Origin of the sequence: Campylobacter sp. 2352 PW (assembly GCF_024723575.1) — a bacterium.
Lineage (GTDB): Bacteria > Campylobacterota > Campylobacteria > Campylobacterales > Campylobacteraceae > Campylobacter_D.
In genome coordinates, this window is record NZ_JANQCX010000002.1 from 132,243 (window position 1) to 148,055 (window position 15,813).

The 15,813-nt window shown below is 31.7% G+C and carries 17 protein-coding genes; 11 read left to right on the plus strand and 6 right to left on the minus strand.

What is annotated here, in order from left to right:
- The first annotated feature begins 70 nt into the window (after positions 1 to 70).
- Genes rpmH through CAMP5121_RS01910 form a run of 11 tightly spaced genes read left to right on the plus strand, consistent with a single transcriptional unit; the run spans position 71 to position 11,122 of the window.
- On the plus strand, positions 71 to 205 hold the full coding sequence (gene rpmH, locus CAMP5121_RS01860) for a 50S ribosomal protein L34 (RefSeq protein ID WP_012661270.1): 135 nt from the start codon (positions 71 to 73) through the stop codon (positions 203 to 205).
- Entirely contained in the window at positions 202 to 528 is a 327-nt protein-coding gene (gene rnpA, locus CAMP5121_RS01865; RefSeq protein WP_263664026.1) for a ribonuclease P protein component, read from the plus strand. The genes rpmH and rnpA overlap by 4 nt, the downstream gene beginning before the upstream one ends.
- Positions 516 to 899: a membrane protein insertion efficiency factor YidD gene (gene yidD / locus CAMP5121_RS01870; RefSeq protein WP_263664027.1), complete on the plus strand. Its 384-nt coding sequence runs from the start codon at positions 516 to 518 to the stop codon at positions 897 to 899. The genes rnpA and yidD overlap by 13 nt, the downstream gene beginning before the upstream one ends.
- The gene (yidC, locus tag CAMP5121_RS01875) at positions 863 to 2,443 is read left to right on the plus strand and encodes a membrane protein insertase YidC (RefSeq protein WP_337214646.1); all 1,581 of its coding nucleotides are present in this window, start codon (positions 863 to 865) and stop codon (positions 2,441 to 2,443) included. Before yidD ends, yidC begins: the two co-directional genes overlap by 37 nt.
- On the plus strand, positions 2,427 to 3,272 hold the full coding sequence (locus tag CAMP5121_RS01880; RefSeq protein ID WP_263683038.1) for a Jag N-terminal domain-containing protein: 846 nt from the start codon (positions 2,427 to 2,429) through the stop codon (positions 3,270 to 3,272). Before yidC ends, CAMP5121_RS01880 begins: the two co-directional genes overlap by 17 nt.
- Positions 3,269 to 4,597, plus strand: a complete 1,329-nt coding sequence (gene mnmE / locus CAMP5121_RS01885; RefSeq protein ID WP_337214647.1) for a tRNA uridine-5-carboxymethylaminomethyl(34) synthesis GTPase MnmE — start codon at positions 3,269 to 3,271, stop codon at positions 4,595 to 4,597. The genes CAMP5121_RS01880 and mnmE overlap by 4 nt, the downstream gene beginning before the upstream one ends.
- Positions 4,598 to 4,609: 12 nt before the next feature.
- Positions 4,610 to 6,787, plus strand: a complete 2,178-nt coding sequence (gene purL / locus CAMP5121_RS01890; protein WP_337214648.1) for a phosphoribosylformylglycinamidine synthase subunit PurL — start codon at positions 4,610 to 4,612, stop codon at positions 6,785 to 6,787.
- Between the two features lie 2 nt (positions 6,788 to 6,789).
- Positions 6,790 to 7,560: a TerB family tellurite resistance protein gene (locus tag CAMP5121_RS01895; RefSeq protein ID WP_263678860.1), complete on the plus strand. Its 771-nt coding sequence runs from the start codon at positions 6,790 to 6,792 to the stop codon at positions 7,558 to 7,560.
- Positions 7,557 to 9,089 (plus strand): bifunctional phosphoribosylaminoimidazolecarboxamide formyltransferase/IMP cyclohydrolase, encoded by a 1,533-nt coding sequence (gene purH / locus CAMP5121_RS01900; RefSeq protein WP_263728036.1) that lies wholly within the window; start codon positions 7,557 to 7,559, stop codon positions 9,087 to 9,089. The genes CAMP5121_RS01895 and purH overlap by 4 nt, the downstream gene beginning before the upstream one ends.
- 15 nt (positions 9,090 to 9,104) lie before the next feature.
- Positions 9,105 to 10,697, plus strand: a complete 1,593-nt coding sequence (locus CAMP5121_RS01905) for a methyl-accepting chemotaxis protein (protein ID WP_263725210.1) — start codon at positions 9,105 to 9,107, stop codon at positions 10,695 to 10,697.
- A gap of 11 nt (positions 10,698 to 10,708) precedes the next feature.
- Positions 10,709 to 11,122 carry an META domain-containing protein gene (locus CAMP5121_RS01910; protein ID WP_263725209.1) on the plus strand — a complete coding sequence of 138 codons (414 nt, stop codon included), beginning with the start codon at positions 10,709 to 10,711 and terminating at the stop codon, positions 11,120 to 11,122.
- 10 nt (positions 11,123 to 11,132) lie between these two features.
- On the opposite strand, the gene pyrF is transcribed toward CAMP5121_RS01910, so the two are convergent.
- The 6 genes from pyrF to CAMP5121_RS01940 are packed head-to-tail and all read right to left on the minus strand — an operon-like array spanning position 11,133 to position 15,804.
- Positions 11,133 to 11,816, minus strand: a complete 684-nt coding sequence (gene pyrF, locus CAMP5121_RS01915; protein ID WP_263664007.1) for an orotidine-5'-phosphate decarboxylase — start codon at positions 11,814 to 11,816, stop codon at positions 11,133 to 11,135.
- Positions 11,813 to 12,211, minus strand: coding sequence for a transcription antitermination factor NusB (nusB, locus tag CAMP5121_RS01920; RefSeq protein ID WP_263659333.1), 399 nt, complete (start codon positions 12,209 to 12,211; stop codon positions 11,813 to 11,815). Before nusB ends, pyrF begins: the two co-directional genes overlap by 4 nt.
- 1 nt (position 12,212) lies before the next feature.
- Positions 12,213 to 12,683, minus strand: coding sequence for a 6,7-dimethyl-8-ribityllumazine synthase (gene ribH / locus CAMP5121_RS01925; protein WP_012661257.1), 471 nt, complete (start codon positions 12,681 to 12,683; stop codon positions 12,213 to 12,215).
- A 12-nt stretch (positions 12,684 to 12,695) separates the two neighbouring features.
- Positions 12,696 to 13,499, minus strand: a complete 804-nt coding sequence (gene kdsA / locus CAMP5121_RS01930) for a 3-deoxy-8-phosphooctulonate synthase (RefSeq protein WP_240386734.1) — start codon at positions 13,497 to 13,499, stop codon at positions 12,696 to 12,698.
- Between the two features lie 21 nt (positions 13,500 to 13,520).
- Positions 13,521 to 14,882 (minus strand): uracil-xanthine permease family protein, encoded by a 1,362-nt coding sequence (locus tag CAMP5121_RS01935; RefSeq protein ID WP_263658722.1) that lies wholly within the window; start codon positions 14,880 to 14,882, stop codon positions 13,521 to 13,523.
- Complete coding sequence (locus CAMP5121_RS01940) at positions 14,872 to 15,804, minus strand: DMT family transporter (RefSeq protein WP_337214649.1); 933 nt, start codon at positions 15,802 to 15,804, stop codon at positions 14,872 to 14,874. The genes CAMP5121_RS01935 and CAMP5121_RS01940 overlap by 11 nt, the downstream gene beginning before the upstream one ends.
- Between the last annotated feature and the right edge of the window lie 9 nt (positions 15,805 to 15,813).

Sequence of the window (15,813 nt, forward strand, 5' to 3'; positions counted from 1 at the left end):
AGATTTAAGTAAGATTTTGCTAACATACTCGCTTATTATTTTGTTTTTTATTTTAAGTTAAGGAAAAAATATGAAAAGAACATATCAACCACATAAAACTCCTAAAAAAAGAACTCACGGCTTTCGTGTACGCATGAAGAGCAAAAATGGTCGCAAAGTGATCAATGCTAGACGTGCTAAAGGTAGAAAAAGATTAGCGGTATAAAAGATTTTCTAAGTATTAACGACTTAGGAGAGTTTGCAGCAATTTATAAAGAAGGTAAAAAATGGCATTGCGAAGGCATGATCATCTTTTACTCTTTAAGCGAAGAAAAAAAATTCGCCGTTGTTGCTAGTAAAAAAGTTGGAAAAGCTGTTATAAGAAATAGAGCCAAAAGGCTCTTAAGATCAGCTTTTTTTCAGGTTAAAAATCAAGTTGAAAACGGAAAATACATACTTGTAGCCAAAACGAGTATCACTGAAATTCCTTTTTTAAAATTAGAAAAAAACTTGAAATGGGGTTTGAAAAAAATAGGATGCATAAAATAGTTTGTCTAAAATTTATCAGATTTTATCAACTCTTTATCAGTCCTTTTAAACCACAATGCTGTAGGTATTACCCAAGTTGCTCTGAGTATGCCTTATGGCAATTTAAAAAAAATAATATTTTTAAAGCATTTGGTGCAGTTTTTTTAAGAATTTTAAAATGCAATCCGTTTTTTAAAGGTGGTATTGATTATCCTAAAATACGCAAGAATAATCTAAACTCAGGTATATGTTTTAAACCTAGTTTTAATGCTTTAAAACAACTCAATTATCTTTATATCCCTTGCAACGATAATCAATTTTTTTTAATTAAGATTATATTTCCAAAGGACAATCCGTGTCAGAAAATTTATCTCAACAAAAACGCATATTAATTGCTGTTGTATTATCATTTTTATTTTTTGTAGTTTATGATTATTTTTTTATACCCAAAGCTCCACAAACTGAGCAAAATATCACTCAAATAGAACAAAACAACTCAGCTCCACAAAGCACTACAAGTACTAACTCTCAAGCTCCAAAAACAGAACTTAGCGTTAATCAAAAAGAAGAAATAGCAGTTGTTAAAAGTGAACATTTTGAAGCACATATTGACTCTTTAGGTAGGATAGCTAAATTTTATCTAAGTGATGAAAAATACAAAGATGAAAATGGCAAAAGTATTAATCTAATAGATACTTCTTTATCACCTTTACCATTAGAAATAAGATTTAGTGATGCAAAAATCAATCAAGAGGCATTTAATACACCATATACCACAAGTCAAAAAACTATCAATGTCAGCGATGAAAACACAACCTTGATCCTTACTCAAAATTTAAATGATTTAGTAGTAACTAAAAAAATCACTTTCCATAAATATGGAAACTATGATTTAGAGGTTAATCTAAGCAAAGACGCAGCTTATTTTATCACACCAGGTTATCGTCCAAATATAGCAGTTGATAGCTATACAGTACATGGGGTTTTAATCTTAGACAAAGATGATAAAATCACAATGTTAGAAGATGGCGATGTAGAAAATGATGAAAGTTTTTCTAATGTAACCCTTATGGCGGCTTCAGATCGCTATTATAGTGCTTTTTTTTATAATTTTGAAAAACCACTCAATGCTGTAGTTACTAAAGATAATCACGAAAATTCTATCGTTTTTGCAAGTGCGACAAATACTTTTAAGGCAAGCGGTTATGTTGGCTCAAAAGAGCATGAAATTTTAAGAAGCATTCATGCGGATTTAGATGATGTTGTGGAATATGGTTGGTTTACTTTTATAGCTAAGCCTATGTTTGAATTTTTAAATTTCTTACATGGCTACATGGGCAACTGGGGTTGGGCTATTGTAGTGATGACTTTAATTGTGCGTATTATTCTTTTCCCACTTACTTACAAATCAATGATTTCTATGAATAAACTCAAAGATTTAGCGCCTAAAATGAAAGAAATCAGAGAACGTTATAAAGGCGATCCGCAAAAGATGAATTTGCACATGATGGAACTTTATAAAAAACATGGCGCAAATCCTATGAGTGGATGTTTGCCTATACTTATTCAAATTCCAATTTTCTTTGCAATTTATAGAGTTTTACTAAATGCTATAGAGCTAAAAGCTGCACCTTGGGCTTTTTGGATTACAGATTTATCTGTGATGGATCCATGGTTTATCTTACCTATATTTATGGGTCTAACTATGTTTATCCAACAACTTATCACACCAATGGCTATACAAGATCCTATGCAAGAAAAGATTATGAAATTTTTACCATTAATTTTCACTTTCTTCTTCTTAACCTTCCCAGCAGGTTTAACTTTATATTGGTGTGTAAATAATATATGCTCACTTATTCAACAAGTGATTGTAAATAAACTTTTCAAAAACCACAAAAAAGAGGAAATAGCTAAACATGAACATAGAAGCTAAAGACTTACAAACTGCACTCATAGAAGCCTCAAAACAACTTGAGTGCTCTGTGATTGATCTAGAATATGAAGTTATTCAACATGCTAAAGCAGGATTTTTTGGTTTGTTTAGAAAAAATGCTATTATTTGTATTAAAGGACACAAAAAAACCAAAAAACCTCATCAAGAAAAAGCTAAAAAAAATCAAAACGAGAATTTTAGCAAACATTCACAAAAAAATCTTGAAAAAAATGAACACTACAAAGAACACAGAGAAAGTTTTCAAAAACCACTTGAAGCCAATGCTCCAACTAAAGAACATTATAAAGTAAAAAATGATGCTATTTTTGATTCATTTCATAAAGAATCACCAGAAGAAAAAAATATCGCTTCTTATATTGATGAGATAAAAATTTCACTAGAAAATTTACTGGCAACTTTTGATTTTGATATCAAGGTTGTACAAGTTAGTGTTTGGGACGAAAATTGTGTATTGATAAAACTTGATGGAGAAGATGCAGCTTTACTTATAGGCAAAGAAGCCCATAGATATAAGGCTTTTTCATATTTACTTTATAACTGGCTTAGCGCTAAATATAAAATTCAGCCAAGACTAGAAATCGCTCAATTTTTAGAAAATCAAACCCAAGCTATAGAAAATTATTTAAAAATTCTTATAGAAAAAGTAGAGAGTACAGGAAGAGTCCAAACAAAGCCTTTAGATGGAATTTGGCTAAAACTTGCATTAGAAAAATTAAGAGAACGTTTTCCTGATAAATATGTAGCTATTAAACAAAATGACGATCAAAGATACATCGTTGTAAATGATTTTTTGAAGAAAAATGAATGAATGACACTATAGCTGCTATAGCCACAGCCCATGGAGTGGGCTCTATAAGTATCATTAGAGTAAGTGGGGAGAAAGCTTTAGAGCTTGCATTGAAAATTACCCACAAAAAAGAATTAACGCCCCGCTATGCACACTTGTGCAAACTTTATAAAAACAACAATGACTTCTTAGATGAAGCTTTAGTGATTTATTTTAAAGCACCCTACTCTTTTACAGGAGAAGATATAGTAGAATTTCAACTTCATGGAGGTTTTTCTTTGAGTGAAATTTTACTTGATGAGCTTATTTTAGCAGGAGCGCGTCTTGCTAGCCCTGGAGAATTTAGCAAAAGAGCTTGTTTAAATGGCAAAATGGATCTTTTAAAAGCTTTAAGTATACAAGATGTCATCATGTCAAAATCAACAAGTGCTGCAAATATCATAGCAAAAAACATTAAAGGTGATTTAAGTAAATTTTTAAATACCATTAGAATAGATCTTGTTCAAACCCTTGCTTTTGTAGAAACTAGCATTGATTATGCAGATGATGATTTACCACAAGATTTACTTGATCAAATTATCACTATGTGCGAAAAAAATTCAAAACTTTTACGTGATATAGTAGATATTTCTTTAAGTAAAAAAGGACTTATAGAAGGCTTTAAAGTTGCTATTATCGGTAAGCCAAATGCAGGAAAAAGCTCATTATTAAATTCACTTTTAGCTTTTGATAGAGCTATTGTTTCTAATATTGCAGGTACTACAAGAGATCGTATCGAGGAAAGCTTGAAAATAGGCTCACATTTAATCAAAATCATCGACACAGCAGGTATAAGAAATGCAGATGATGAGATAGAAAAAATCGGGGTTAATTTAAGCTATGAAAGCATTAAAGAAGCAGATATTATCATAGCTGTTTTTGATGGATCTAAAGAATTTGAAGAAGAAGATGAGCGTATTTTACAAGCTTTAAAAGATTGTGATAAAAAAATCATTTATGTTTTAAACAAAAGTGATCTGACTACCAAATTTAAACATGAAATTAGCACTTCTTGTATACGCACTTGTGCTCAAAAAAACACCCAAGTCATTAAGGAAAATTTAAATGAATACTTAAATACTTTAGATGGCGATGGAATGCTAATTAGCAATACCTTAATACTCAATGCTTGCAAGAATGCCAGTGAAGCTATTTTGCGCGCAAGGGATTTATTAAAAGAAAGTTCTTTAGAACTTTTTGCTTTTGAACTAAATTTAGCCATAGGAGAGATAGCCCAATTCACAAAAGATTTTGAAAGAGATGAAATTTTAGATGCTATGTTTAGTAATTTTTGTTTAGGTAAATAAAAAGGAGAGAAAATGGATAAAGAAATTATAAAACAACACAAAATTAGTGACGAAGAATATCAAGAAATTTTAAATATACTAGGCAGAGAGCCTAATTTACTAGAGCTCGGAGTAATTTCTGCTATGTGGAGCGAGCATTGCTCATATAAATCAAGCAAAAAATACCTTAATGGCTTTCCAACCAAGGCTCCTTGGGTAATCCAAGGTCCTGGTGAAAACGCTGGGGTGATAGATATAGGCAAAGGAATGACAGCTGTATTTAAAGTAGAAAGTCACAATCACCCAAGCTTTATAGAGCCATTTGCAGGTGCAGCAACAGGTGTGGGCGGAATTTTACGTGATGTTTTTACCATGGGCGCAAGAGTTGTTGCAGGTATGAATTCTTTAAAATTTGGCAACATCCACGATGAAAAAATAGGCAAACATCAAAAATATTTAGTTAAAGGTGTAGTAAGTGGAATTTCACACTATGGTAATTGCATGGGTGTGCCTACTATTGGTGGAGAATGTGCTTTTGATGAATGTTTTAATGGAAATATCTTAGTTAATGCTTTTGCGCTTGGAACTTGCAAAATCGAAGATATTTTTTATGCAAAAGCTGAAGGTATAGGCAATCCTGTAATTTATGTGGGTTCAAAAACTGGTCGCGACGGGCTTGGCGGAGCTGTAATGGCAAGTGATAGCTTTAATGAATCTAGTAAAAGCTTAAGACCAACCGTGCAAATTGGCGATCCATTTGCTGAAAAATTGTTAATGGAAGCTTGTTTGGAACTTTTCAAAACTGATTATATAGTTGGAATTCAAGATATGGGTGCAGCAGGACTTACTTCAAGCTCTTTTGAAATGGCAGGACGCAGTGGTAGCGGTATGAAACTTTATCTTGATAAAACTCCTATGAGAGAAGAAGGTATGACTCCTTATGAGTTAATGCTAAGTGAATCTCAAGAGAGAATGCTAATTTGTGCCAAAAAAGGCTATGAAGAAAAAGTTATAGAAATTTTTAATAAATGGGGGCTTGATGCAGCTATTATAGGTGAAGTTACCGATACTGGCAAAATGGAACTATTTTGGCATGATGAATTAGTTGGTTTAATCCCGATTGAGCCACTAAGCGAAAAAGCACCTATACTTGATAGACCTGTGGCTAAACCAAAATACCTAGATGAGATAAAAAACTATCAATTTAAGCTCAACATTCCTACCCAAGAAGCATTTGAAAAACTCCTTGCAGATGAAAATGTTAGCAATAAAGCTTATATTTATGAGCAATTTGACTCAAGCGTACAAACCAATACTTTAAAAAGCAATGGAGCTTTAGGAGCCAATAGTATTAGAATTAAAGAAAATAACTGCTTACTTTCTATGGCCATTGAGTGCAACTCAAGACTAAACTATGTAAATCCAAAAATCGGTGCAGCAGCAGCTGTTGCAAGTGCAGGAAGGAAAATAGCATGCTCAGGAGCTAGACCTTTAGCAATTAGCGATTGTTTAAATTATGGTAACCCACAAAACCCTGAAGTAATGTGGCAATTTGCCCAAGGTTGTGAAGGTATTAAACTCGCTTGTAAAGAACTCAATACACCTGTAGTAAGCGGAAATGTTTCTTTATATAATGAAACCGATGGAGTAAGTATTTTTCCAAGTCCAACCATAGCTTGTGTTGGAGTAAATGAAAAAGCAGAAAATGTTTTAAAATCATATTTTAGCAAAGATACTAGCGCTATTTATCTACTTGGAGAAAGCAAAGGTAGTTTTGGTGGATCTTTAATTGCTAAAGTGCTGGATCAAAAAGTAGCAGGAGAGCTTGAAGATATAGATTTTAACGCAGAATTAAAACTATGGGATTTCCTATTAAAAGCAAACGAAGCAAAATTACTTGATTGTGCTAATAGCATAGGCATAGGTGGTCTTGCTATTACCTTAGCTAAAATGAGTGCAAAGGCAAATTTAGGTATTGAAGTAAAAACTAATTTTGAAGATAAGAGTTTTATTTTCGAAGAAAGTCCAACAAGAGTTATAGTTGGTGTTAAAAATGAAGAAAAATTTATCAAATTTGCAAATGAAATGGGAATTAAATTTGCAAAACTTGGAAATTTAACTGAAAAAGATTTCATTTTAGATGATATTAAGATATCTTTAGCAAAACTACAAACAATTTATTTTGATAAATTTAATGAGTATTTAGGATAAAAATGCTTTTTGTTTTACTCGTATTGGCAATTTTGGCATTTTATTGGTATTATAAAACATGGGGTAAAGATGATCTTTTAGGCTCTTTTAAAAAAGGAGCTAAAAGTTTCTCTCAAGGTTTTAAACAAGGCTATCACGAAGAAAGAATTGATGGATTTAAAAGAAGATTAAACTACTATGTTATAGCACTTTTAGCAAAAATAGCAAAAAGTGATGGCAGAGTTAGTGAAAATGAAGCTAATATGATCTCACAAATTCTTGATTACAATGCCAAAGATTCAAGAGAAAGAGAATTTTTAAAACAAAGTTTTAATGAACACAAAAACACCTTAAATGACACCTATGAAGTAGCCAAAGAACTCATCAAGGAAGTACCTTTACCTCAACAAGAAAGAATTAATATATTAAATGTTTTGGTCGCAATGGCCTTGATTGATGGAGAACTTAACAGCACTAAAAATGATGTATTAAAAGCCATTGTCAAAGCATTTAATCTTGATGTAAATATACTTGAGAGACTTCTAAATTCTATGCAAACTCAAAAGGTAGGTATGAATTTGCAAAAAGCATGCGAGGTCTTAGGTGTAAGCGAAAATGTAAATTTACAAGAGCTTAAAAAACGCTATAGAGAACTTGCTAAAAAATATCATCCTGATATTTTAAACGCAAACAACAGCGATGAAGCAAAAATAAAAGAAGGTGTAAAAAAATTTCAAGAAGTTAATGAATCTTATGAATTTTTAAAACAATACATAGAAAGGAAAAATCAATGAAAGCACTAATTAGTGTCAGTGATAAAGAAGGAGTAGTAGAATTTGCTAGTGAGCTTGCAAAATTAGGTTTTGAGCTTTTATCTACTGGAGGCACTTATAAGCTTTTAAAAGAAAACAACCTGCAAGTACAAGAAGTTAGTGATTTTACTCAAAGTCCTGAAATGTTTGAAGGGCGTGTAAAAACCTTACACCCAAAAATTCATGGCGGAATTTTGTACAAAAGAGAAGATGAAAGCCACCAAAAGCAAGCTAAAGAGTATAATATAGAAAGCATAGACTTACTTTGTGTAAATTTATATCCTTTCAAAAAAACTACAATTTTAACCCAAGATTTTGATGAGATTGTAGAAAATATCGATATAGGTGGTCCTGCTATGATACGCAGTGGCGCAAAAAACTTTAAAAATGTCATTGTAGTTTGTGATATTTTAGATTATGATAAAATCATACAAGCTTTAAAAGATAATACTTTAGATCTTGATTTTAGAAGAGCTTTGATGATCAAAGCTTATGAGCATACAGCAAATTATGATGCTTATATAGCAAATTATATGAACGAGCGTTTTAATGGTGGTTTTGGAGCAAGTAAATTTATTGTAGGTCAAAAAGTGTTTGACACAAGATATGGAGAAAATCCTCATCAAAAAGGTGCTTTATATGAATTTGATGACTTTTTCACACACAATTTTACAACCTTAAAAGGCGAGGCAAGTTTTAACAATCTAACCGATATTAACGCAGCTTTAAATTTAGCAAGTGCTTTTGATAAAGCTCCAGCGGTAGCCATTGTAAAACATGCAAATGCTTGTGGTTTTGCTATAAAAGAAAACTTACTCCAAAGCTATATCCATGCGCTTAAATGCGATACCTTGAGTGCTTATGGAGGAGTTGTAGCTATCAATGGAACCTTAGACAAAGAATTAGCACAAAAAATCAATGAAATTTATATAGAAGTAATCATTGCAGCAAATGTAGACGATGATGCTTTGGAAGTTTTTAAAGATAAAAAACGTATTAAAATCTTTACACAAAAAGCTCCATTTTTAACTAGAGCTTATGATAAATATGATTTTAAACATATAGATGGTGGTTTTGTATATCAAGATAGCGATGAAGTTAGAGAAGATGAATTAAAAAATGCAGTATTAAAAAGCGAAAGAAAAGCTAATGAACAAGAATTAAAAGATCTTGAAATAGCTATGAAAATTGCTGCATTTACCAAATCAAATAACGTAGTTTATGTAAAAAATGGAGCTATGGTAGCCATTGGTATGGGTATGACAAGTCGTATCGATGCAGCTAAAGCAGCTATTAATAAAGCCAAGGAAATGGGGCTTGACCTAAATGGTTGTGTTTTAGCAAGCGAGGCTTTCTTTCCATTTAGAGATAGCATAGATGAGGCTAGTAAAATAGGTGTAAAGGCTATTATCGAACCAGGTGGAAGCATAAGAGATGAGGATATCATCCAAGCTGCCAATGAATATGGTATTGCACTATATTTTAGCGGTGTAAGACACTTTTTACATTAATATAAGGAGCTTCAAATGTTTAAAAGCATAGGTGCGAAGATATCTTTAGCAATGATTTCTACATTGCTAATTAGTTTTATTATCATGCAAATTATCTTACAAAAAGATTCTCAGCAAACGACCGATAGAATCAGCCGTGCACATTTAGATACCTTAAGCACTTCTGTTTTTCAAACATTAAGAATGGCAATGAATTTAGGTGACCCTGCTATTATAGAACAAGCTATAAAAGATGCTGGAGAAATTGAAGGCATAAAAGATATTAAAATTTATCCTTCAAAGGGCACAATTGAACTTTTTGAAATGCAAAAATATACAAAAAGCGATGAAAGTATCATCAACGAACAATTTAACAAGCCGCAAATACAAGCTGTTGAAATCAATAACAATCAAGGACATTATCTAAGACTTATACGCCCATTAATCGCTAATGAAAGTTGCTTAGCTTGTCATGCTAATGCTAAAGAAGGTGATGTTTTGGGTGTTATGGATATGTATAATGATTTAAAACATGTAGATGATGATTTGGCAAACTCAGCTAGAACTTATATTATAATCTTTAGCATAGCTTTACTTTTTACTGTTTTTGCTGTGCTTTATATTTTAAAAATAGTTGTGGGTAATCCTGTTTTAGATCTTTTAAAACACGCTAAAGAATTAGCTAGCGGCGATGGAGATTTACGCGCAAGAATCAACATAAAAAGCACTGATGAAATAGGCAAAGCTTGCACCTACATCAACCAATTTATTGAAAAAATTCAAAATGCAGTGATTTCTACTAATGAAAATTCTCAAATGGTAGATAAACAATCTAAGCTTTTAAATACCAATGCACTTGATCTAGCAAATAGAACAAAAGAAGGTCACACAAAAACTGATGAATCTTATCATTTAAGTGAGCAAATTCATACAGAGTTGCAAGATCTTGCTGAGCTTTCAAACAATGCAAATAAAGCCAATACAAAATCTTTTGAAGTTTTAAACACCATGCTTGATTCATTAAATCAGGTAGTAGATAAAGTAAGAGTTGTTGCAGAAAATGAAGATGTTTTATCTCAAAAAGTTGAAGTTATGGAAAAACAAGCAGAAGAGATCAAAAAGGCTTCTGATATGATGGGAGAAATTGCTGATAAAACCAATCTTTTATCATTAAACGCAGGTATTGAAGCTGCACGTGCTGGAGAATTTGGTCGTGGTTTTTCAGTTATCGCTGAAGATGTAAGAAATCTTGCTCAAAGCTCAGAAGAATTTTTAAAAAATATTGCTATTGTCACCAAGCAATTAGTAGATAGTATTAATGAAGTTTCTAAAGAATTAAAACACAATGCTAAAGAAATTAATTCTTTAAACCAAGATGCAAAAGATCTTGTAGAAGGGACCAATGAAGTAAAAGTTTGCAATGAAAACGCAAGAGACTTAGCAAATGCTTGTATGCAAAAAATCTCAAGCACACAAGAAACTTTACAATCTTTACTTGATAAAATGCAAGAAACGGTAAAATTAAGCGATAAAAATGAAGAAATTTCAAAAATTTTGCTTGATGTTGCTCATGAGTTAAATGTAGTTTGTCAAAATTTAGAAGATGAATTAAAACATTTTCATGTATAAGGAGAATAAAAATGAGAAAAATAATCACATTAAGCATAGCAAGTTTAGCTGTTTTTAGTGGGTGTTCTGTGGCAAATTTAAGTGTTGATGATTTACAAAATAAAGAATTTACCATAAGTTCTTATGAAGCAAATGGAAAAAGCTACGAACTTCCTCAAAATACAAAAACAAGTATTAGTTTTGACAATAAAGACAAAAGGCTTTTTGGAACAGCAGGATGTAATAGATTTTTTGGAAATTATAAAGATCAAGGAAGCAGCATAAAAATAGAAGACAATCTTGCTTCAACAAAAATGCTTTGTGATCAAGAATCTATGAAATTTGAAGACAATTTCCTAAGATACTTTAATGGAGAATTTAAAATCATTAACGATGATGATGGAATTGTTTTAGAAAATAAAAAAATGAAAGTTTATTTAAAATAAGCCTTAAGGCTTATTTTAAATGCTCTAATATATCCTCGCAAACCTTTCTAGGTTCTTTTGCTTTATAAATAGGTCTTCCAACCACAATAAAATCTGACAAATTATCCTTAGCACACTCTATATCAGCTACTCTTTTTTGATCATCTGAATTTTCTTTAAACGGACGAATTCCAGGCGTTAATGTAATAAATTTTGTACTTGTATTTTCTTTTATCAGCAAGCTTTCATATACTGAGCAAACCATACCATCAAGACCACTTTCATAACTAATTTTAGAAAAATCTTTAACAGCTTGTTTAATATCTTGTTTATACACACTAAAAAATTCTTGCTCATCAAAGCTAGTTAAAGCAGATACGGCAAGCACTAAAGGTCTTTTGCTTAAAGCATTTAAGCGCTCCATAATCATACACATAGCACTTTTACCTGCACTTGCATGGATATTAAACATATCTACATCAAGCTTAGCAAGTTCTTCACAAGCATCTGCCATAGTATTTGGTATATCATAAAGCTTTAAATCTAAAAAGATTTTAAAATTATCCACTTTTTTAATCGCTTCTAAAAGCTTTACTCCATCTCTTAAATACGATCTAAGCCCTATTTTAACCCAAAGATCTAAACCTTTTAATTCCTTGGCTAAATTTATACACTCATCATAGCTTGCCACATCAAAAGCCACACAAAGTTTCATTGCTTTTCCTTGTTGATTTTATCCAACACCCCGTTGATAAATTTAGGAGCATTATCTCCTGCCATTTCTTTTGCAAGCTCTATGGCTTCATTAATAATAATCGCTTTTTGTGTAGAAGTAAATAAAATCTCATAAGCACCCAAACGCAAAATAGCCTTTTCTATACTAGCTACTCCATCTAACTTATGCTCTTTTAAACACTCATTAATTTTCTCATCAAGCAAAGTAAGTTGCTCATTAATACCATTATATAAATCTAGAGTGAATTTTCTTTGGTCATTGCGAATTTTTTTCTCATCTAAAAATTCATTAATAAAATCTTTATTTTCTTGGTTTAGCTGTGCTGCATAAAGCAAAGAAACAATACTTTGTCTTACTTGGTGTCTAGTAGCCATTTTAAGCCTTAATTTTTTGGATTAAATTAAGCATTTCAACCACAGTAAGCATAGCTTCAAAACCTTTATTACCTGCTTTACTACCTGCTCTTTCTATGGCTTGCTCTAAAGTATCAGTTGTTAAAACTCCAAAGCTTACAGGCACATTAGCTCCAAGTCCCACACTCGCTATACCTTTAGTAGTTTCAGCTGCTACATAATCAAAATGTGGCGTACTTCCACGAATTACCGCTCCAACACAACAAATTCCATCAAATTTTTTACTCTCACAAGCTTGTTTTAATGCAAAAGGAATTTCAAAAGCACCTGGCACTAAAATAAGACTTAAGTTCTCTTCCTTACCCCCATGTCTTAAAAAAGCATCTTTAGCACCTTCAACTAAACGATCTGTGATAATATGATTAAATCTTGCATTAATAATTGCAATTTTCTCATCACCTTTTAAACTTAAATTTCCCTCTATTATCTTCATATTTTTCCTTTTTTAAATGATTTCTTGAATTTTTAAAAGTGTATTTACGCAGTTTTTAAGTCTTGAAAGATCAAGCATATTTGGTCCATCACATAAAGCCTTACAAGGATCAATGTGTGTTTCAAAGAAAAATCCATCTACACCCACACTAGCAGCAGCTCTTGCTAAAGGCTCTACAAATTCACTTTTGCCTCCACTACTTCCACCATTTGCTCCTGGCATTTGCACACTATGAGTAGCATCAAAAACAACCGGAGCATATTTTCTCATGATAACCAAACTTCTCATATCTACAACTAAATTTCCATAACCAAAACTCGAACCTCTCTCAGCTACAAAAACCCCATTTTCTTTGGCTATTTCAAAACCTTCTTCGTTAATACCTCTAGTTTGTAAAATTTTAGCTACGCTGTATTTAATGTCTTCAGGGTTTAAAAATTGCCCCTTTTTTACATTTACCTTAGCTTTTGTTTTAGCAGCAGCCACCAATAAATCAGTTTGCCTGCATAAAAAGGCTGGAATTTGTAAAACATCTACAACCTCAGCCGCAATACTTGCTTGAGAACTCTCATGAATATCAGTTAAAATTTGCATGCCAAATTTATCTTTAACTTTTTGCAAAATTTCCAAGCCTTTTTCAATGCCTGGCCCTCTAAAACTATTAATACTAGTTCTGTTTGCTTTATCAAAACTTGATTTAAAATAAAAATCAATTCTATCATCTTTTAAAAAGCATTCAAGCTCTTGTGCAACCTTAAAAACAAGCTCTTCATTTTCTATCACACAAGGCCCTGCTATTAGTATCATTTTTTTCATCATTTTTTCCTTGTTTTTTTATTATTTTACTTTATTTTTATTATTTTCTTCAAGAGGAAAAACAAAATTTAAAATAATAGCTGTAATCCCACCTGCTGCAATCCCTGAAGAAAATAAAGTTTTAAACCACATTGGCATAAATTCTAAAATATCAGGATTATTAGAAACTCCAAGTCCTATACCCAAACTCATAGCTATGATGATAATAGAACGACGGTTTAAATTTTCTTTAGAGATAATCCTAACCCCCGTTGCAGCTATAGTACCAAACATCACTAAAGTTGCCCCACCTAAAATAGGTTCTGGAATTTGCAAAGTAATATCAGCCACAATAGGAAATAAACCCAAAATCATCAACATAAAAGCTACAATAAACCCTACATAGCGACTTGCAACACCTGTTAAAGCTATGACACCATTATTTTGCCCAAAACATGAGTTTGGAAAAGTATTAAAAAAGGCCGAAACAAAAGAATTAAAACCATTTGCCAAAACTCCACCTTTTAATCTTTTTGCATAAAGTTCACCTTTAACTGGCTGATTTGAAACTTCACTAGTAGCACTAATATCACCAATTGTTTCTAAAGAAGTTACCATAAAAACCAAAATCAAAGGTAAAATGAGATTATAATCAATACTCAAACCATAGTGCAAAGGATCGGGTAAAAACATTAAAGGTAAATTTTCATTAAAATTAAAGCTAAAATTTTCAAAAGTCATAGCCACTAAAAGCCCTATTATCATAGCTATAAATAAAGAAGAAATTCTTATATATGCATTATTAAAGCGATTTAAAACAATAATGCTAAAAATCACAACTCCGGCTAATAATAAATTTTGCAAAGAACCAAACTCACCACTTGCCTTAGCCGCAAATCCACCTCCTGCACTCACAAGACCAACATTAATCAAACTAAGACCTATAATCATCACTACTATACCTGAAACCAAAGGCGAAATCACTCTTCTAATAAAAGGTAAAATTTGAGAAATAATCATTTCAGTGGTAGAACAAAGCATTAAAGTGCCAAAAATAGCCCCAAGCATTGCTTCTTGTGATAAACCATTATTTTTTAAAACAAGCCCACCTAGTATAATAGGCGCAACAAAGTTAAAACTAGTCCCTTGAATAGATAAAAGTCCACTCCCTATAGGACCCCAAGTTTTAATCTGTAAAAGCGAAGCAACACCTGAAGCAAAAAGTGACATGCATATAATTCTAGCTGTATTAGTATCATCTATTCCAAGACCCTTACAAATTAATAAAGCGGGTGTAATTACAGCCACAAACATAGCCATTAAATGCACCAAAGCAGCAAAAAAAGCTTTAGCAAAAGGCGGTTTATCTTCTAAACCATAAATTAAATCTGTTTTATTTTCCATTTTTATTTCCTTTTGTTTGCTTACTAACCAAAATAATTCCTCCTATAATAATGCTAAAAATTCCTATAAAAACCATCAAACTAGGAAATTCATCTCCTAATAATATGCCCAAAAATAAAGTAAAAACTACATCTATATAACTAACCCCAGCAACAACTCCTGCCTTTTTTGCCACCCCATAAGCTTTGGTAACATGAATTTGATACATTGCTCCAAAAACACCCATTAAAATAATAAAAATCCAAGCTTTAAAACTAGGCATAACAAAAGGAGCAATTAAAAAATCAAGTTCTTTTATTTCATAAAAAGAACCCATAACCATAGACATTAAAGGCATTAAAGTACCAATTAAAACAAAAGATAAAGCTATAAAAGGTGCTGGATATGATTTTCTAAGCTCTCTTACACTAGTTAGTGCCAAGGCTGCACAAAAACCACTTAAAATTCCCAAAATGCTATTTTTTAAATCAAAACCTGAGTGCATAGCACTATCTGCAAAAGGCTGACAAATTAACAATACTCCTATAAAAGCAATCAAAATCCCAAAACAAGCTTTTAATCCCAAGCTTTCTTTAAAAAATAAAAAAGCAATTAAAGCTATAAAAATCGGTGCTGTTTTTTGAAAAGCAAAAGCCCCACCTAAAGAAATATTAGAAACATTATAAAAGAAAAGATATAAGGCAATCGTTCCTATAACACCTCTAAAAATAAGCAAACCCAAACGACCGCCGCTTTTATGAAAATTTAATTTTGAAAGCGCATAAAGCATAAAAGCTGTGCCTATGATATTTCTAAAAAACATAATTTCAATCGATGATAATTCTTCACTAAGAATTTTTGCACAAGCACCTACAAGTGCAAATTCTATGGAAGCAATAATCATAAAATATATACCTAAATTTTTTTTAACTATTCTTAACATATAAATTCC

Bases quoted from the DNA above. Each gene is read 5' to 3' on its own strand.
- ribH (WP_012661257.1), bottom strand. From the start codon at position 12,683: ATGAAGATAATAGAGGGAAATTTAAGTTTAAAAGGTGATGAGAAAATT.
- rpmH (WP_012661270.1), top strand. From the start codon at position 71: ATGAAAAGAACATATCAACCACATAAAACTCCTAAAAAAAGAACTCAC.
- nusB (WP_263659333.1), bottom strand. From the start codon at position 12,211: ATGGCTACTAGACACCAAGTAAGACAAAGTATTGTTTCTTTGCTTTAT.
- purH (WP_263728036.1), top strand. From the start codon at position 7,557: ATGAAAGCACTAATTAGTGTCAGTGATAAAGAAGGAGTAGTAGAATTT.
- pyrF (WP_263664007.1), bottom strand. From the start codon at position 11,816: ATGAAACTTTGTGTGGCTTTTGATGTGGCAAGCTATGATGAGTGTATA.
- CAMP5121_RS01910 (WP_263725209.1), top strand. From the start codon at position 10,709: ATGAGAAAAATAATCACATTAAGCATAGCAAGTTTAGCTGTTTTTAGT.
- purL (WP_337214648.1), top strand. From the start codon at position 4,610: ATGGATAAAGAAATTATAAAACAACACAAAATTAGTGACGAAGAATAT.
- mnmE (WP_337214647.1), top strand. From the start codon at position 3,269: ATGAATGACACTATAGCTGCTATAGCCACAGCCCATGGAGTGGGCTCT.
- CAMP5121_RS01895 (WP_263678860.1), top strand. From the start codon at position 6,790: ATGCTTTTTGTTTTACTCGTATTGGCAATTTTGGCATTTTATTGGTAT.
- yidD (WP_263664027.1), top strand. From the start codon at position 516: ATGCATAAAATAGTTTGTCTAAAATTTATCAGATTTTATCAACTCTTT.
- CAMP5121_RS01935 (WP_263658722.1), bottom strand. From the start codon at position 14,882: ATGGAAAATAAAACAGATTTAATTTATGGTTTAGAAGATAAACCGCCT.
- CAMP5121_RS01905 (WP_263725210.1), top strand. From the start codon at position 9,105: ATGTTTAAAAGCATAGGTGCGAAGATATCTTTAGCAATGATTTCTACA.
- CAMP5121_RS01880 (WP_263683038.1), top strand. From the start codon at position 2,427: ATGAACATAGAAGCTAAAGACTTACAAACTGCACTCATAGAAGCCTCA.
- kdsA (WP_240386734.1), bottom strand. From the start codon at position 13,499: ATGAAAAAAATGATACTAATAGCAGGGCCTTGTGTGATAGAAAATGAA.
- CAMP5121_RS01940 (WP_337214649.1), bottom strand. From the start codon at position 15,804: ATGTTAAGAATAGTTAAAAAAAATTTAGGTATATATTTTATGATTATT.